12 protein-coding genes and 1 pseudogene are annotated in these 15,338 nt (G+C 72.0%); 8 read left to right on the top strand and 5 right to left on the bottom strand.

Going from position 1 to position 15,338, the window contains the following annotated elements; translation table 11 throughout:
* Positions 1–215: 215 nt before the first annotated feature.
* From AB0L45_RS23160 to AB0L45_RS23170, 3 genes are all read left to right on the top strand, one after another.
* Positions 216–3,575 (top strand): hypothetical protein, encoded by a 3,360-nt coding sequence (locus tag AB0L45_RS23160; protein WP_365842789.1) that lies wholly within the window; start codon positions 216–218, stop codon positions 3,573–3,575.
* A 92-nt stretch (positions 3,576–3,667) separates the two neighbouring features.
* The gene (locus AB0L45_RS23165) at positions 3,668–4,057 is read left to right on the top strand and encodes a hypothetical protein (RefSeq protein WP_365842791.1); all 390 of its coding nucleotides are present in this window, start codon (positions 3,668–3,670) and stop codon (positions 4,055–4,057) included.
* Positions 4,054–4,287, top strand: a complete 234-nt coding sequence (locus tag AB0L45_RS23170) for a hypothetical protein (protein ID WP_365842793.1) — start codon at positions 4,054–4,056, stop codon at positions 4,285–4,287. Before AB0L45_RS23165 ends, AB0L45_RS23170 begins: the two co-directional genes overlap by 4 nt.
* On the opposite strand, the gene AB0L45_RS23175 is transcribed toward AB0L45_RS23170, so the two are convergent.
* The 3 genes from AB0L45_RS23175 to AB0L45_RS23185 all read right to left on the bottom strand — a co-directional run bounded on the left by AB0L45_RS23175 (position 4,277) and on the right by AB0L45_RS23185 (position 6,948).
* Entirely contained in the window at positions 4,277–4,762 is a 486-nt protein-coding gene (locus AB0L45_RS23175; protein WP_365842795.1) for a PTS sugar transporter subunit IIA, read from the bottom strand. The genes AB0L45_RS23170 and AB0L45_RS23175 overlap by 11 nt on opposite strands.
* Positions 4,759–6,018, bottom strand: a complete 1,260-nt coding sequence (locus AB0L45_RS23180) for an MFS transporter (protein WP_365842797.1) — start codon at positions 6,016–6,018, stop codon at positions 4,759–4,761. Before AB0L45_RS23180 ends, AB0L45_RS23175 begins: the two co-directional genes overlap by 4 nt.
* A 171-nt stretch (positions 6,019–6,189) precedes the next feature.
* Positions 6,190–6,948, bottom strand: a complete 759-nt coding sequence (locus AB0L45_RS23185; protein ID WP_365842799.1) for a DeoR/GlpR family DNA-binding transcription regulator — start codon at positions 6,946–6,948, stop codon at positions 6,190–6,192.
* Positions 6,949–7,101: 153 nt separating this feature from the next.
* Here AB0L45_RS23185 and AB0L45_RS23190 point away from each other — a divergent pair, with 153 nt between their 5' ends.
* The 4 genes from AB0L45_RS23190 to AB0L45_RS23205 all read left to right on the top strand — a co-directional run bounded on the left by AB0L45_RS23190 (position 7,102) and on the right by AB0L45_RS23205 (position 11,601).
* On the top strand, positions 7,102–7,698 hold the full coding sequence (locus tag AB0L45_RS23190) for an HAD family phosphatase (protein ID WP_365842801.1): 597 nt from the start codon (positions 7,102–7,104) through the stop codon (positions 7,696–7,698).
* 662 nt (positions 7,699–8,360) lie between these two features.
* On the top strand, positions 8,361–9,629 hold the full coding sequence (locus tag AB0L45_RS23195) for an aspartate aminotransferase family protein (RefSeq protein WP_365842803.1): 1,269 nt from the start codon (positions 8,361–8,363) through the stop codon (positions 9,627–9,629).
* Positions 9,626–10,588 carry an inositol monophosphatase family protein gene (locus tag AB0L45_RS23200; RefSeq protein WP_365842805.1) on the top strand — a complete coding sequence of 321 codons (963 nt, stop codon included), beginning with the start codon at positions 9,626–9,628 and terminating at the stop codon, positions 10,586–10,588. Before AB0L45_RS23195 ends, AB0L45_RS23200 begins: the two co-directional genes overlap by 4 nt.
* A complete protein-coding gene (locus tag AB0L45_RS23205) occupies positions 10,585–11,601 on the top strand; it encodes an alcohol dehydrogenase catalytic domain-containing protein (RefSeq protein ID WP_365842807.1) in 1,017 nt (338 codons plus the stop codon). The genes AB0L45_RS23200 and AB0L45_RS23205 overlap by 4 nt, the downstream gene beginning before the upstream one ends.
* Before the next feature lie 99 nt (positions 11,602–11,700).
* On the opposite strand, the gene AB0L45_RS23210 is transcribed toward AB0L45_RS23205, so the two are convergent.
* Positions 11,701–12,069 (bottom strand): hypothetical protein, encoded by a 369-nt coding sequence (locus AB0L45_RS23210; protein WP_365842809.1) that lies wholly within the window; start codon positions 12,067–12,069, stop codon positions 11,701–11,703.
* 151 nt (positions 12,070–12,220) lie between these two features.
* Positions 12,221–13,504 carry an isocitrate lyase gene (gene aceA, locus AB0L45_RS23215; RefSeq protein WP_365842811.1) on the bottom strand — a complete coding sequence of 428 codons (1,284 nt, stop codon included), beginning with the start codon at positions 13,502–13,504 and terminating at the stop codon, positions 12,221–12,223.
* 329 nt (positions 13,505–13,833) lie between these two features.
* Between aceA and AB0L45_RS23220 the strand changes: the two are divergent.
* A pseudogene (locus tag AB0L45_RS23220) lies at positions 13,834–15,242 on the top strand (short-chain fatty acyl-CoA regulator family protein).
* Positions 15,243–15,338 lie beyond the last annotated feature (96 nt).

Genomic DNA, 15,338 nt, shown 5'->3' on the forward strand with positions numbered 1-15,338 from the left:
ATAACGCCTTTGTATTCCTTCTCACGTCTTTACTTACGCCACACACATAGCCAACACGCCCTTTAACTGCTTATGGTCACGAGACATGCGCTGTCCGTGCACCGGCCAACTTCCGTCGCCATGCCGGGACATGCGCACACAGAACACCACTTGAGCATGTCTGGCGGCATACCGCCGTCCGTGCCCGCCGCCAGGCGCCGTCAGATAGGACCACCTTGGAGACCACGTACTGGAGCAGACGCCGCGTCCTGACCGCCTTAGCGGCCACCGGCGCTGCCGCCGCCACCTCAAGTCTCGTCCTCAGTCCCGTCGCCGCCGCGGCGGCCCCGGCAGCGGCTCCCGCGGACGGCGGCACTCCCGACACCGACCCGTTCGCCCTGCCCGACACCGACCGCGCCAAGGCCGTCAAGGCATGGCTGACGGGCGGCAAGGCCACCCGTGCGGCGGCCGAGCAGGCCCTCGTCGGATCCGACGCCGACGTGCGGACCTTCCTGGCCGAGGAGCTGCCCAAGGTCACGGCGGAGGACAACCGGGTCGCGATCATGACCGTGCTGGCCGGTGCCGGAAAGGGCATCCGCCGCGAAGCCGTCGCGGCGATCGAGGGCGGCGACGCGGCCATCGCGGCCTTCCTGAAGGGCGGCTTCCAGCCCGCCGTCATGGAAGACCTCCGCGTGGTCACCTCGACCGTACTGGCCACCGGCGACAAGGCCGTACGCCGGGAAGCCGGCGCCGCGCTCGACACCGGCACCCAGCCGGCCCTCGAAGCCTTCCTCACCGCGGGGCAGTACACCGCGCGCCAGGAGGACATGCGGGTCGAGGTGTCGAAGATGCTCACCGAGGCGGGGCCGGAGGTGAAGAAGTACGCCTCCCGCGCGCTGTCCGGGTCCGCCCAGGACATCGAGTGGTTCCTCGACACCGGCCAGCACATCGCGCGCGCCCGTGACCAGGAGTCGGCGACGATCGAGGAACTCGTCGCGGTCGTCGAGCGCGAGGGCAAGCGGGCCGACGCGCAGACCAAGCTCGCCGAGGAGGCCTCCGCCCGTGCCGTCACGGCGGCCGAGAAGGCCAAGGAGGCCGCCCAGAAGGCGGCGGCCGAAGCCGAGGCCGCCAAGGAGGACGTGATCAGGTCGGGCAAGGCCGCCCGGAAGGCGGCCAGTGCCGCGCGGGGCGCCGCCGACGCCGCCCGTACCGCGATCCGCGCCTCGCACGCCGCCGTCGCCGCCTCCCGCCGCGCCGCGTACGCCGCGACCGCGGCGAGCCATGCGGCCGCCAACGCGGGCAGCGCCGCCGCCCGCGCGTACCACGCCGCCATCGCCGCCTCCAAGAACGCCTCGCAGGCGTCCGCCGCGAAGAACGCCGCGGTCGCCGCGCGCAACGCCGCGGCCAAGGCCCGTACGGCCGCGAAGGCCGCCGACCACGCCGCCGCCGCCTCCGCGCAGGCCGCCTCCGCCGGTGGCGCCGCCGCCTCCGCCGCCCGTAACGCCGCCGTCGCGGCCGCCAACGCCGCCACGGCCGCCGCCTCCGCGGGCAAGGCGCGGGCCGAGGCCGCCGAGGCCAAGCGCCAGGCGGGCATCGCCAACGCGAACGCGGCCATCGCCACCAACGCCGCCGGCACCGCCCAGGCGCTGGCCAACGCCTCCGCCAAGGCGGCCCGTACCGCCCGCGACGCGGCCAACTCCGCCGCCGAGCACGCGGAGAAGTCCGCCGAGGCGGCCGAGTGGGCCGCCAAGTACGCGGGACAGGCCGTCGAGTACGCGAAGAAGTCGCAGGAGTTCGCCAACGAGGCCACCAAGGCCGCCAACAACGCCACCGCGGCCGTCACCGAGGCCATCGAGGTGGAGAAGAAGGCCCGCGAGGCCGAGTGGCAGCGCCTGGACGAGGACGCGAAGCAGGCGCGGGAGGAAGCCCGGCTGCTGGCGCAGATCGAGCAGCAGGAGCAGGCCGAACTCGCCGAGAAGCGGTCGCAGGCGGAACAGACCGATCAGGCCACGAAGGACCTCATCGACCGGGCCACGGCGGCGCTGAAGGCCGGTGACCTCGCCCAGGCCACCACGCTGGGCCGCCAGGCCGCCGTCGCCCTGTGCAACTCGCACGGTACGTGGAGCAGGGAAGCGGCCCGGTTCGCCCTGGCGGGCACCGACGCCGACATCCACACCTGGATCGACACCGACCGGGCCCTGGCGCAGGGGCAGGACGACCGCGAGACGGTCCTCTACATGGCCCAGATCTCCACCCCGACCATCGCCGAGGCGGCGCAGAAGGCGCTGGAGAGCGACTCCGCCGCGGCCCCCACCTCCTTCCTGGAGGCCGGTGCCGTCGAGGCCGCCGCGATGGACAACCGCGTCCAGCTCGCCCGTGTCCTCGCCGACGCCCCCGGCCCCGCCGTCAAGCGGGCGGCGAACAAGGCGCTCGACGCGGGCACGCCCAAAGCGCTGCACACCTTCTTCAACTCCGGTTACCAGGAGGCGCTGAAGGAGGACGACGCGGTCGCGACCGCCACCATCCTCGCCACGGCGGGCCCGTACACCAAGGCCCACGCGGAGGCCGCGATGGAGGGCCCGGCGTGGATCCGCCGCAACTTCGTCGGTTCGGTGCAGTACAAGACCGCCCAGCTCGACCACGACTCCGCGACCCACATCGCCGCCATCCGGGGCGCGATCGCCGCCGCCGCGAAGATCGCCCACAAGGCGCAGGAAGTCGCCGCGCTCGCTCAGGAGGCCGCGGCCAAGGCGCGCAACGCGGCGCAGGAGGCGCTGGACTGGGCGGCCAAGGCCAAGAAGTCGTCCGACCGGGCGGCGTCGTACGCGGAGGAGGCGAAGGCCAACGCGGACGCCGCCGACAAGTCGGCCGCCGCCGCGCAGGCCTCGGCGAACCAGGCGAAGAAGGCCGCCGCCACCGCCCGGTCGGCCGCGCGGTCGGCGAACTTCTCCGCCAACCGGGCGCTGAACGCCGCCCGTCGCGCGACGGCCTCCGCCAACAGCGCGCAGTCCTCCGCCGCCAGCGCGCACGCCTCCGCCGTCCAGGCGGGCAAGGACTCCAGAGCCGCGGCAGCGGCCGCGAGCCAGGCCCACCACATCGTCGCGGCCAAGCGCCGGGCCGAGATCGCCGCGGCGGCCAAGGCGGCGGCCGAGGCGGCGAAGAAGGCCCGGGAGGCCGGCCAGAACCCGATCGAATCGACCGACAACGACCAGGTCAAGGGCGACGACACGCCGTGGTGGCGGGACGCCGGCTGGTGGGCGAACGCCACCAACTGGGCCAGCATCGGCACCGGGCTCATCGCGGCCGGCCTCGGCGTCGCTGGTCTGATCGGCTGGCCCCTCGAAGCTGTCGCCCTCGGGTTCGGCATCACCTCCGTGGCACTCGGGGGTATCAGCGCGGTGTTCACGGGCATCGAGCACGGCTTCGGGAGCAGCGAATTCATGGCGTCCGCCGGAAGCGCGGCGCTCGGCCTGATCACCTTCGGACAGTCCAGGTGGATCAAGGCCTTCGCCGGCAGTGGTGCCGTGAGCACGGTCACGCAGTTCGGCCACGACCTCATCTCGCCGGTCACCGGCCTGCTGGGAGCGTTGGGGTGACGACCAGGAGCCTCGTACGGTAGGCCGTAGGGGCCGGTGACACATGAGGTCACCGGCCCCTACGCCCCCTGCCGCGCCGAAAGGACCCCCGTATGCTCGTGTCCCTCCCGCTCGCCGTCCTGTTACTGCTGGCTGCCGCGGCGACGTTCGTCTTCTGTTTCGCCATGGCCAGATGGATGCCGGGGCGCAAGACGAAAATCGCGCTTCCCCTCATTTCCCTCGCCTGCTGCCTGGGCATGGTGCTGGTCGGGCAGTCCCAGTACCAGCACTGGTCCGCACGGCACATGCTGGTGCTGTACTCCTTCGCCTGGTTCGGCATGACGATCGGGCTGTTCCCGTCGCGGAAACTCCTGTACCGGTACGCCGAGGAGATCAGCCGCGGCGTGAAGCGCGAGAAGTACCCGTTCCCCGCGCGTTACCAGGTGTCCGCCGTCCTTTCCGTCGTCGTCATGTGCTTTCTGGCGTACGCGCTGTCGCAGTGACCCGGCAGGTGTTCGGCGCGGCCCTGCCGTTCGCGCGGGCCGACGCCTTCTTCCTGTGCGCGGTCGTCGTGTCGCCGGCGGCCGTCTTCGTGCGGCGTCATGGGGTGCCGGCCGTGGCGGGCTGCGCGGTCGCCACCCTCGTCGTCCCGTACCTGGTCCCGTCGTGGCACGGCGGGACCGGCTGGGGGCAGACCCTCGCCATCGTGTCCGTCGCGCCGTTCAGCGGATGAACCGGAAGAGGTCGTACAGGTCGTCGGTGGTGCGGGCCGCCGCCAGCAGCCGGCGGAAGCCCGGGTGGGCGGTGTGGCGGGCGAGGACCGAGTACGCCTGTACGCAGCCGGCGTCCCGGAGCCTGCGCGGTGCCGCGAGGAGGAACACGTCGTGGACCGGGCGGCCGTCGGCGCCGCGCCAGCCGAGTTCCGCCGGCACCCGCGCGAAGGCGGCCGCCGGGCCGCTGACCGCCCGGCTGCGGGCGGCCAGCAGGGCGATGCCGTGGAAGCCGTTGGTGCCCTGGGTCATGCGCAGGCGTACGGCGCAGACGAAGGCGCGGGGGTCGCACAGGGCGCCCGCGGTGTGCAGGCCGCCGGCCAGGAATGCGAGGAGTTCGTCCTTGGTGGCGGCCTGCGCCCGGGGGTGGATCCGCTTCTTGTCCAGGTAATCGGCGAGGCTGCGGGTGCCGTCGGCCACCGTGTGGGAACGGTTCATGCCTCGGCCGGTGCCGGTTCCGGGGCGGGCGTCCCCTTGCGGGCCGGACGGAGAATTCCGGCGGCGCACACCGCCGCCACGCAGAAGGCGACGGGCAGGAAAAAGGCGACGTTCAAGGGCACGAGGTGGGTGAGCGGTCCGATGATGGCGGGGCCCGCCAGCATTCCGACATATCCCATGCCCGCCACGCGGGACACGTTCGCGCCGGAGGACGCCGGGTCCGCATTTCCCGCCGCGGTGAAGAACTGCGGAATGCAGCCGGACAGTCCGATGCCGAAAAGGGTCCAGCCGAGCAGGGCCGGCGGCACCCAGGGGGACAGCGAGGCGACGGCCAGGCCGACGGCGGCGAGGCCGGCTCCGTAGCGCACCACGAAGACCCGGCCGAAGCGGGCCACGACCCGGTCGGTGACGAAGCGGCCCACGGTCATCGCGGTGGAGAAACCGCCGTACGCCAAGGCCGCGGTCGCGGCGGGGGCGTCCAGTACGTCCTTGAGGTGCAGCACACTCCAGTCGTTCGCGACGCCCTCGCACAGCATGAGCATGAACGCGAGCACGCCCAGCGCCCACACCTGGGACGGCGTACGGCGCTCGGGGGCCGGGGCGACGGCCGCCGGCGTACCGGCGCCGACCGTCTTCGGGCCGGTCGGAGCCGGTGCGTCGCGCTCCGGCGGCAGCAGGCCCGGCACCAGCGCGAGCGTGATCAGCACGCCGGCCACCGCCACCACCGCGAGGGTCAGGGACGGCTGCCAGTCCCAGCTGATGGTGCGGGCGCCGATCAGCGCGGCGATGACGCCGCCGACCGAGAACACCGCGTGAAAGGCCGACATCACCGGGCGGCCGTAACCGCGTTCGACCTGAACAGCCTGCGTGTTCATACTGACGTCGAGGCAGCCGTTGCCGAACCCGAGCGCCAGGAGGGCCGCCGCCAGCGTCCACGGCGAGTCCGCCAGGCCGGGCAGCACGACCGTGGCGCTGCACAGGGCGCCGCCGGCCAGCACGATGTCACGGCTGCCGAACCGGTCGGCCAGCGCCCCGCAGACCTGCATGCCCGCGAAGGCGCCACCGCCCAGGAAGAGCAGCAGCCAGCCCAGGACGGCATGGGTGATGCCGACCCGGTGCTCGATCGCCGGGATGTGGACGATCCACATCCCCATGACGAAACCGTTGAGCGCGAACGCCACGAAGGTACAGGCACGCGCCGTACGCAAGCGCCGCGACGGCGGCGACCCGATGCTGGGTGCAGTCGATTCACTCATCACGGCTGACCATAACGCACACTGAATGTGTGCGTAAGGGCTTTCCAGATGTCCGGCAGAATCCGGCCCGGGCGGGAAACGGCGGTGCCGGTCGGCCGCCGCGCATTCCAGCCACCACCCAACTGGACGGCCACGCCCGGCTGTTCAGGCGGCGGTCCGCGGTGCGGCCCGTCACACGTGCACGATGTTCACGCCCGCGGCGCGCATCTCCTCGACCACCGGCGTGCCCTGGGCCGCGTCGGTCACCACCACGTCGAGCTGGTCGACCGAACAGATCCGGCCGAGCGCCACCCGCCCCATCTTCTCCGCGGTGGCCACCAGGATGATGCGCCGCGCCGCCCGTGCGGCGACCCGCTTCACGTGCACGTCGTCCAGGCTGTAAGCGGTGGCGCCGCTGGCCGCGTCCACTCCGCAGCAGCCCAGGATGAAGGTGTCGTAACGCAGGTCCTCGAAGGTGCGCAGCGCCGTCTCCCCGTAGAAGGACAGCTCCCCCGGCCGCACCTGTCCGCCGGGCAGCAGCAGGCGGATGCCCTCGTGCTCGGCGAGCGGCATCGTCGCGTGCAGGGACAGCGGGGTGACGGTCAGCCGGCGGCCCGCCATGGCGTGCGCGACGGCCACCGCCGTGGTGCCGGTGTCCAGGGCGACGGTCTCGCCGTCGTTGAGCATCCGTACGACCACGTCGGCCAGCTTGGCCTTGGTCTCGCCGCCGACCATGGACCGCACCGCGTACGGCGGTTCGACCCCGCTGAGCAGGGCGGTCACGGCACCGCCGTGCACCCGGCGCAGGGCGCCCCGGGACTCCAGCAGCTCCAGGTCCCGGCGGATGGTCATCTCCGACGTCTTGGTGGAGCGGGCGAGTTCGGCCACGGAGGCCCGGTTGCGCTCGGCCAGCAGGGCCAGGATGAACCGGTGGCGTTCGGAGACATTCATGCCGCTGATGTAGCACATCAACACGTCGGCTGCGAGTTGCCTGCCTTCCGCGCACTGGGCTTCCGGCCCGGCCGGGCAGTCGGCGGTTGACATCCGCGCACGCCGAGTGTGTACTCACACGCACCTTATGTGATGACGCTTCGAGGTGATGGCATGACCGCGGTGCTCTTCGACCTGTTCGGCGTGATCGCCCGGCAGCAGTCCCCCGCCGCCTGCGCCCGGCTGGAGCGGACGGCCGGCCTGCCCGGCGCCGCCTTCTGGGAGAGCTACTGGGGACTGCGGCAGCCGTACGACCGGGGCGACCAGAACGGTGCGCACTATTGGCGGAAGGTCGCCGCCGCGCTCGGAACGCACTTCGACGAGGAACGCGTCGCGGAACTCATCGCCGCCGACGTGGCGAGCTGGAGCCGGATCGACGACGCCATGGTGGATTTCGTCGCGGGACTGGCGGACGGCGGCACCACCATCGGGCTGCTCTCGAACATTCCGGAGGAATTGGCGGCGCATTACGAGGAGAACGAGGAGTGGCTGAAGCACTTCTCGGTGCTGGCCTTCTCCTGCCGTATCGGGCACGCCAAGCCGGAGCCCGACGCGTATACGTGGTGCAGCACGGCGTTCGGCCTGCCGCCGGAGCACATCCTGTTCGTCGACGACCGGGAGGCCAACGTACGGGCGGCGGAGGCCCTGGGAATGCGCGGCCACCTCTTCACCTCACTCGCGGAGCTGCGGCCGGCGCTGGACCGGCACTGAAGCGGTGACGGCCGGCTGAGCGCCGGGCCGCGACACCCGGGGCGCGCCCTGTGGACCGGCGCCGGGGCGGGGGACCTGACACCCCCGCCCCGGCGCCTTGCCGTGTGCCGCACGGGGCCCGGCCGCGCCAGACGGACCTCCGATCAAGTTCTCATCAATAATGTTTGAATTTTGCGTAAGGGTCTGAAACGAACGGCCCGGTCGTCCGTACGCCGCCCCTTAGAGCCTTGTCGAAGGCCCGTCCGGCCCTGGCGACAGAACTCCGCCACCGCCCGGCCGGCCCGGCCTCCTCCCCGACTTCCCCGCGTCTTCCCAGCTCGCGCGCCTCACCAGGACACCCTCGCCACCGCCGCGCGAACGCCCGCCTGATGGATTCCAGCCGATTCACAGGTGATCAAGAAAAACGAACACTCCGGCTGTTAGTGTCGTTCGCGTCAGAAGTTGAAGAGCTCAGAAGTTGAAGAGCCCGGCCGGGGTGTCCGGTCTCCCGACCTCCCCGAGGCGCCCGGGCCCGCCCACCGGAGAGCACGCCCTTTCCTCGTACCGCCACCGGCCGGCCTCCAGGCCCGCCCGTGTGGCGCCCCCAGGGGCCCGGTCGGCGTGCCAGTGCTTCCCGTCATCCCTACCTGGCAACAGCATGTCTTCTTCGAGGAGAAATGTTCATGGACGCCACCAACGTACGTGATCTGCTGTATTACCCCGTCAGCGCCCAGAAGATGGTGCGCGGCGAGGGGGTCTACCTTTACGACGAGGACGGCAACGAATACCTCGACTGTGCCTCCGCCACCTTCAACCTCAGCCTGGGGTACTCCCACCCGGCGGTCATCGAGGCGATGAAGGACCAGCTGGACGTCTTCACCCACCTGACCTCCTCCGTACAGAGCGATCCCATCAACGGCCTGGTGCGCCGGCTGGTGGAGGTCTCCCCCGAGAACCTGACCAAGGTGCACCCGAAGGTCTCCGGCGGCTCCACCGCCAACGAGGGCGCCATCAAGATGGCGCAGCACGCCACGGGGCGCTCGGAGGTCATCTCCCTGTTCCGCAGCCACCTCGGCCAGACCATGATGATGACCTCGATGTCCGGCAACGCCTTCCGCAAGGAGCCGTTCCCGTCACTGTTCCCGCGCACCCTCCAGGTGCCGGACCCGTACTGCTTCCGCTGCTTCTACGGGCAGCAGCAGGGCACTTGCGGAATGATGTGCGTGGACCGCATCGAGGACTTTTTGGAGTACGCGAGCACCGGGCAGGTCGCCGCCATCATCGTGGAGCCGATCTCCGGCAACGGCGGCAACATCGTCCCGCCGGACGGTTACTTCCAGAAGCTGCGGGCCTTCTGCGACGAGCACGACATCGTACTGATCTTCGACGAGATCCAGACCGGCATCGGCCGTACGGGCCGGATGTTCGCGGCGCAGCACTTCGACGTGGAGCCGGACGCCATCACCACCGCCAAGGGCCTCGGCGGCTCGGGCGCGCAGGTCGCGGCGATCCTGACCAACGAGCGGCTGGCGGGCCTGCCGGCCAACCACCACTCCTTCACCTACGGTGCCAACCTGCTGGCGGCCTCGGCGGCCAACGTCACCCTGGACATCGTCCGGCAGCCGGAGTTCCTGGCCAACGTCCGGGCCACCGGCAACCACATCCTCGGCCGGCTCGCGGACATGCAGACCCGCTACCCGGCCATCGCCGACGTCCGCGGCGTCGGCCTCATGATCGGATTCGAGATCGCGCACCCCGACGGCAAGCCCGCCGTCAAGCTGACCAACCACCTGGCGAGCGCGGCCGGGCAGCACGGCCTGATCCTGCGCACCTCCCGCTACGGCTACGGCAACGTGCTCAAGATCCGGCCGCCGCTGATCCTCACCCTCGACCAGGCCGAGCTGCTGTGCGACCGCCTGGAGAACCTCTTCCGCGCGGAGCTGGCCGCATGACACCGATGAAGAAGCTGCTGACCGGCCTGGGCCGGCACGTCAGGGCCGAGCTGATGACCTACGCCGACCGGGGCCTGGCCCGGCAGGTGCACGGCGACTCCCCCGGCGGCGACGCGCAGTTCGACGTGGACGAGGTGGCCGAGCGGGCCGTACTGGCCTACCTGCGCGAGCACGCGGAGGTGCCGCTCGCGGTCTACACCGAGGACGGCTCGCTGGTCGAGCTGGCGCCCGATCCGCGGTACGTGCTGGTCGTGGACCCCATCGACGGCACCAGGCCCACCTCGGCCGGGCTGGAGATGGGCATGGTCTCGATCGCCGCGGCCCCGCTGGCGAAGGCAGCGCCGACGCTGGACGACGTGACCGCGGCACACCTGCTGGAGATCAAGTCGGGTGCGTGGATCTACGGTGACGACGAGGAGGGGCTGACGCACGGCGGCTTCCCGCACCCGCTGCCCCGGCTGAGCCGCACCACCGACCCGGCGAAGATGTTCTGGTCGATCGAGTTCAACGGCCACCCCATGCACCTCATGACGGCGGCCTACGCGCACCTGGTGGACCGGTCCGCCAACACCGGCGGCGTCTTCGTGTTCAACAGCGCCACGTTCTCGATCTCGCGCATCATCACCGGCCAGCTCGACGCGTACGTGGACATCGGCAACCGCGTACTGCGCGACCACCCGGCGACCGAGGCCGCCTTCCTGGAGGCCGGGCGCGGCTCGATCCTGCACCTGTTCCCGTACGACATCGCCGCCGCGGTCTACCTCGCCCAGCGCAGCGGCGTCACCATCACCGACGCGTACGGCGACGACCTGGGCTCCACCCAGCTGCTCGACCTGGACCCGATGAACCAGAAGTCGTGCATCGCGGCGGCCACCCCGCAGCTGCACAAGGAACTGCTCGGCGCCATCCGGTGGGACATCCCCGGCGCCGTCCCCACCACGGCAGGAGGAACCAAGTGAAGGCCCTGATCCTCGACGAGGGGCGCACCGTGTCGCTGGTCGACCACCCGAAGCCGGCTGCCACGGCACCCACCGACGTGGTGGTGCGGGTCGTGCAGACCGGTATCTGCGGCACCGACCGCAGTGTGCTGGTGGGCAAGTTCCCCGCCGAGCCGGGTGTGGTGATGGGGCACGAGGCGGTCGGCACCGTGGACGCGGTGGGGTCGGCGGTGACCGCGCACAAGCCGGGCGACCGTGTGATCATCAACCCGACGCTGTACTGCGGCAGCTGCCCGTCCTGCCTGCGCGGGCACTGGGACTTCTGCGTCAACAAGGCCGGTACGGAGGTCGGGCTCGACCTGGACGGCGCGTTCGCCGAGTACATCCGGCTGCCCGAGCGGTTCATCCACGCCATGCCCGAGGGCATGGACTTCGACCGCGCGGTGGTCGTGGAGCCGCTGGCGTGCGCGCTGAACAACATCGAGGCGGGCCGGCTGACGGCCGGCGAGACCGCGGTGATCGTCGGCGGCGGCCCGGTGGGCGTGGTCTGCGCGATGGCGGCCCGGCACTACGGCGCGCGGGTACTGCTGATCGAGCCGGACCCGTACCGGCAGGAGCTGTGCCGCACGGTGTTCGCGCAGGACGGGGACGGCCGGGTCAGCGTGCACACGCCGGACGAGGCCGGGCTGGAGCGGCGCGGTGACGTGGTCGTCGACACGGTCGGCAATCTGCTGGAGCAGAGTCTGGGGTACGCGGCGGACCGCGGCCGCGTGGTGATCATGGGCTACCACAGCAAGGCGTCGGCGACCGTGCGGCCGCTGGAGATCCTCCAGCGCGGCCTGCAGATCATCGGGGCCGGTGACTACAACAGCCGGCTGTTCCCGAAGGCGATCGAACTGGCCCGGTGGCTGCCGCTGGAGCGGCTGGTGACCCACCGCTTCCCGCTGGAGCGGCACGAGGAGGCCTTCGCGGCGCTGGCCGCGGCGCCCGGGACGCCGTACTCGGCGCTCAAGGTGGTGCTCGTACCGGAGTGACCCGCGGGTGATCCGCGGCGGACGGCCCCTTCGACCGGCGCACGGTGCCGGCCGGAGGGGCCGTCACGGCGTTCCCGTACGGCTGCCGGCGAGCGGCCGTCAGGAGAAGTCGACGGCCGCCAGCACCGGGCCCGCGACCAGCAGGGCGTACTGGAGCCACACGGTGTTGCGCCGGGCCGAGCAGCTCATCGCGGCGGCCGGCACGCAGAGCGCGATCAGGCCCGCGACAGGAGACAGGGCCAGCGCCGCGTCCGCGACGCCCGCCAGCGGCCCGCTCGCGCCGTCACCGCTGTACGCCTGGTGCAGCACGATGATCATGTAGAGGACGTACGCGACGGCGGCCAGCGGCAGGCCGATACCGGCGAACACCCGCAGCGCCGTGGTGGAGGGCGCGAACGGGTCGCCTTGCGGCAGCTCGGCGGGGGCGGGGGCGGGGGCGGGGGCGGTCGAAGGAGCCGGCGTGTTCATGATCGCCAGCGTGCCCGCGCCGGGGCGCCGCGGCATCGGTGCACGTACTCACGCCCCGTCGGATGTCGTACTCAGTCCTGCGGGCCCCGGGCCGACGAGCGCGGCGCGCCCGTGAAGGGCCGCACGGGCACGCCCGGGTCTGCGGGCGTTCCTAGTGGAACTGCTCCTCTTCGGTCGAGCCGCGCAGCGCGGTCGTCTCGGAGGCGGGGTGGACGGCGGACGCGACCAGGTCGAAGTAACCGGTGCCGACCTCGCGCTGGTGCTTGACGGCGGTGAAGCCGTGCTCTTGGGCGGCGAACTCGCGTTCCTGGAGGTCGACGTAGGCGGTCATGCCGTGTTCGGCGTAGCCGCGGGCGAGGTCGAACATGCCGTGGTTGAGGGAGTGGAAGCCGGCCAGGGTGATGAACTGGAAGCGGTAGCCCATCGCGCCCAGCTCGCGCTGGAACTTGGCGATCTGGTCGTCGTCCAGCGCCGCCTTCCAGTTGAAGGACGGCGAGCAGTTGTAGGCCAGCAGCTGGTCGGGGTACCGGGCGTGGATCGCCTCGGCGAACTCGCGGGCCTGGGCCAGGTCGGGGGTGCCGGTCTCCATCCACAGCAGGTCCGCGTACGGGGCGTACGCCAGGCCGCGGGCGATCGCCGGGGCCATGCCGTTCTCGACGCGGTAGAAGCCCTCGGCGGTGCGCCCGCCGGTGCAGAAACGGGCGTCGGCCTCGTCGACGTCGCTGGTCAGCAGGTTGGCGGCGAGGGCGTCGGTACGGGCGACGATGACGGTGGGCACGTCGGCGATGTCGGCGGCCAGGCGGGCCGCGCCCAGCGTGCGGATGTGCTGGGAGGTGGGCACCAGCACCTTGCCGCCGAGGTGGCCGCACTTCTTCTCCGAGGCGAGCTGGTCCTCGTAGTGGATACCGGCCGCGCCCGCCTCGATCATGGCCTTGGTCAGCTCGAAGGCGTTGAGCGGGCCACCGAAACCGGCCTCGGCGTCGGCGACGACCGGGACCAGCCAGTCGGTGGTGTCGCCCGCGCCTTCGGCGGTGGCGATCTGGTCGGCGCGCAGCAGCGCGTTGTTGATGCGGCGCACCACCTGGGGCACCGAGTTGGCCGGGTACAGGCTCTGGTCGGGGTAGGTGTGGCCGGCCTGGTTGGCGTCGGCGGCGACCTGCCAGCCCGAGAGGTAGACGGCCTGGAGCCCGGCCTTGACCTGCTGCACGGCCTGGCCGCCGGTGAGCGCGCCGAGGGCGTGGAGGTAGTCCCGCTCGTGCAACTGGCGCCACAGGCGTTCGGCGCCGCGGCGGGCCAGGGTGTGTTCCTCGCGGACGCTGCCGGACAGCCGCACCACGTCGGCTGCGCTGTGCGTACGGGTGGTGCCCTGCCATCGTGGGTCGGTCGCCCACTGCCGGGCCAGTTCCTCGGCCGTCTTGGTACCTGCCTGTGCCATGACCATCTCCCGGGTGTTCGCTCGCGGCTGCTGCGTGACTGTTGGACGGGTGGCCGGCGAAGGGTGCGAATCTTCGGCACCGCGTGCCATACCTGTGCCCGTCATCTGCTGGCGTGCGGCCCCCGGACGTCCCGATGGCGCGGTGAGCAATGATGCCGGGGGCCGCCGCACTGCCGACTCTGGCAGTGGCACTCGGTGCCATCAACCGTGGCCCGTTGCCAAGTCCTGCCCCTCTTCGGCAGCCGAATTGCCAAGGTTGCGAAGGCCCGTGGCAGCCGCACGGCGGTTAGGGTCTGCGGGGTGACGGCAGCAGCGACCGAGGGGGCACCGTGAGCAAGGTCTACGCCGGGGCGCGGCTGCGGCGGCTGCGGGAGGAGCGCGGGTTCAGCCAGGCAGCGCTGGCCCGCGTGCTGGCCATCTCACCCAGTTACCTGAACCAGATGGAGCACGACTCCCGGCCGCTGACCGTGCCCGTACTGCTGCGGCTGACCGAGACGTTCGGGGTGGACCCCGGCTTCTTCTCCGAGCGCGACACCAGCCGGACCCTCGCCGACCTGCGCGAGGCCCTGGCCGACGAGCTGGCCGCCGGCCGGGTCTCCCCCACCACCTGTCGGAACTCGCCGCGCGGCAGCCCGCGGTGGCGTCCGTCCTGCTCGGCCTGGGGCGGCGCAACCAGGCGCTGACCGAGCGGCTGGCGGAGCTGGCGGAGGGCCGGGACGGCGGCAGCGCCGACCCGGCCGTGCCGCTGTCGCCGCACGAGGAGATCCGCGAGTTCTTCTACCGGCGCCAGAACTACCTGCACGAAGCCGACACCGCGGCCGAGGAACTCGCCGCCGAGCTCGGCATCCGCCCCGGCGAGGTGCAGCGCGCCCTGTCCGCCCGCCTCACCGAGCGGCACGGCGTACGCCTCGTCGACACGCCCGACGGGCCGCTGCACCACTACGACCCGGCCGCCCGGGTGCTGCGCCTGTCGGCCGGGCTGCGGCCCGGGCAGCGCGCCTTTCGCACGGCCACCCAGCTGGCGCTGCTGGAGGCCGGTGACGAGCTGTCGCGGCTCGCGTCGGAGGACTTCGAGGAGGGCACGACGGCCTGGTCGCTGGCCCGGATCGGTGTCGCGAACTACTTCGCGGCGGCGCTGGTGCTGCCGTACGGCCCGTTCCACGCCGCGGCCGAGGAGCTGCGCTACGACATCGAGCGGCTGACCGACCGCTTCGGCCTCGGCTACGAGACGGTGTGCCACCGGCTGAGCACCCTGCAACGCCCGCGCCGGCGCGGGGTTCCGTTCTCCTTCGTCCGCGTCGACCGGGCCGGGAACATGTCCAAACGGCAGTCCGCCACCGGCTTCCACTTCTCCCGCGCCGGCGGCACCTGCCCCCTGTGGAACGTCTACGAGGCGTTCACCGCGCCCAGCCGCATCCACGTACAGATCGCCGCCATGCCCGACGGCCGCCGCTACCTGTGGACGGCCCGCACCGTCACCCGGCACCGGGGCGGCTGGGGCGATCCCGGCAAGACCTTCGCCATCGGCCTCGGCTGCGAGATCCGGCACGCGTCCCGGCTGGTCTACTCCGACGGCCTGGACCTGGACAACGCCGCGGCGGCCACGCCCATCGGCATGGGCTGCCGGGTCTGCGAACGCCTCGCCTGCCCGCAGCGTGCCGTGCCGCCGCTCGGCCGGGCGCCGGCCATCGACGAGAACAGCAGTACGTTCGTGCCGTATCCCGTACGGGAAGGGTGACGGCCCACCAAGTCCGTCGAACCCACCGAGCCCACCGATCCTGCCGATCCGCCCGACCCACCGGCTTCCGCCGATCCCACCGGTCCCGCCGCCAGG

It is taken from the genome of Streptomyces sp. NPDC052496, assembly GCF_040679095.1.
Lineage (GTDB): Bacteria > Actinomycetota > Actinomycetes > Streptomycetales > Streptomycetaceae > Streptomyces.

Coding starts and splice junctions, on each gene's coding strand:
- AB0L45_RS23210 (WP_365842809.1), bottom strand. CDS start 12,069: ATGAACACGCCGGCTCCTTCGACCGCCCCCGCCCCCGCCCCCGCCCCC.
- AB0L45_RS23175 (WP_365842795.1), bottom strand. CDS start 4,762: ATGAACCGTTCCCACACGGTGGCCGACGGCACCCGCAGCCTCGCCGAT.
- AB0L45_RS23180 (WP_365842797.1), bottom strand. CDS start 6,018: ATGAGTGAATCGACTGCACCCAGCATCGGGTCGCCGCCGTCGCGGCGC.
- AB0L45_RS23195 (WP_365842803.1), top strand. CDS start 8,361: ATGGACGCCACCAACGTACGTGATCTGCTGTATTACCCCGTCAGCGCC.
- AB0L45_RS23190 (WP_365842801.1), top strand. CDS start 7,102: ATGACCGCGGTGCTCTTCGACCTGTTCGGCGTGATCGCCCGGCAGCAG.
- aceA (WP_365842811.1), bottom strand. CDS start 13,504: ATGGCACAGGCAGGTACCAAGACGGCCGAGGAACTGGCCCGGCAGTGG.
- AB0L45_RS23165 (WP_365842791.1), top strand. CDS start 3,668: ATGCTCGTGTCCCTCCCGCTCGCCGTCCTGTTACTGCTGGCTGCCGCG.
- AB0L45_RS23200 (WP_365842805.1), top strand. CDS start 9,626: ATGACACCGATGAAGAAGCTGCTGACCGGCCTGGGCCGGCACGTCAGG.
- AB0L45_RS23185 (WP_365842799.1), bottom strand. CDS start 6,948: ATGAATGTCTCCGAACGCCACCGGTTCATCCTGGCCCTGCTGGCCGAG.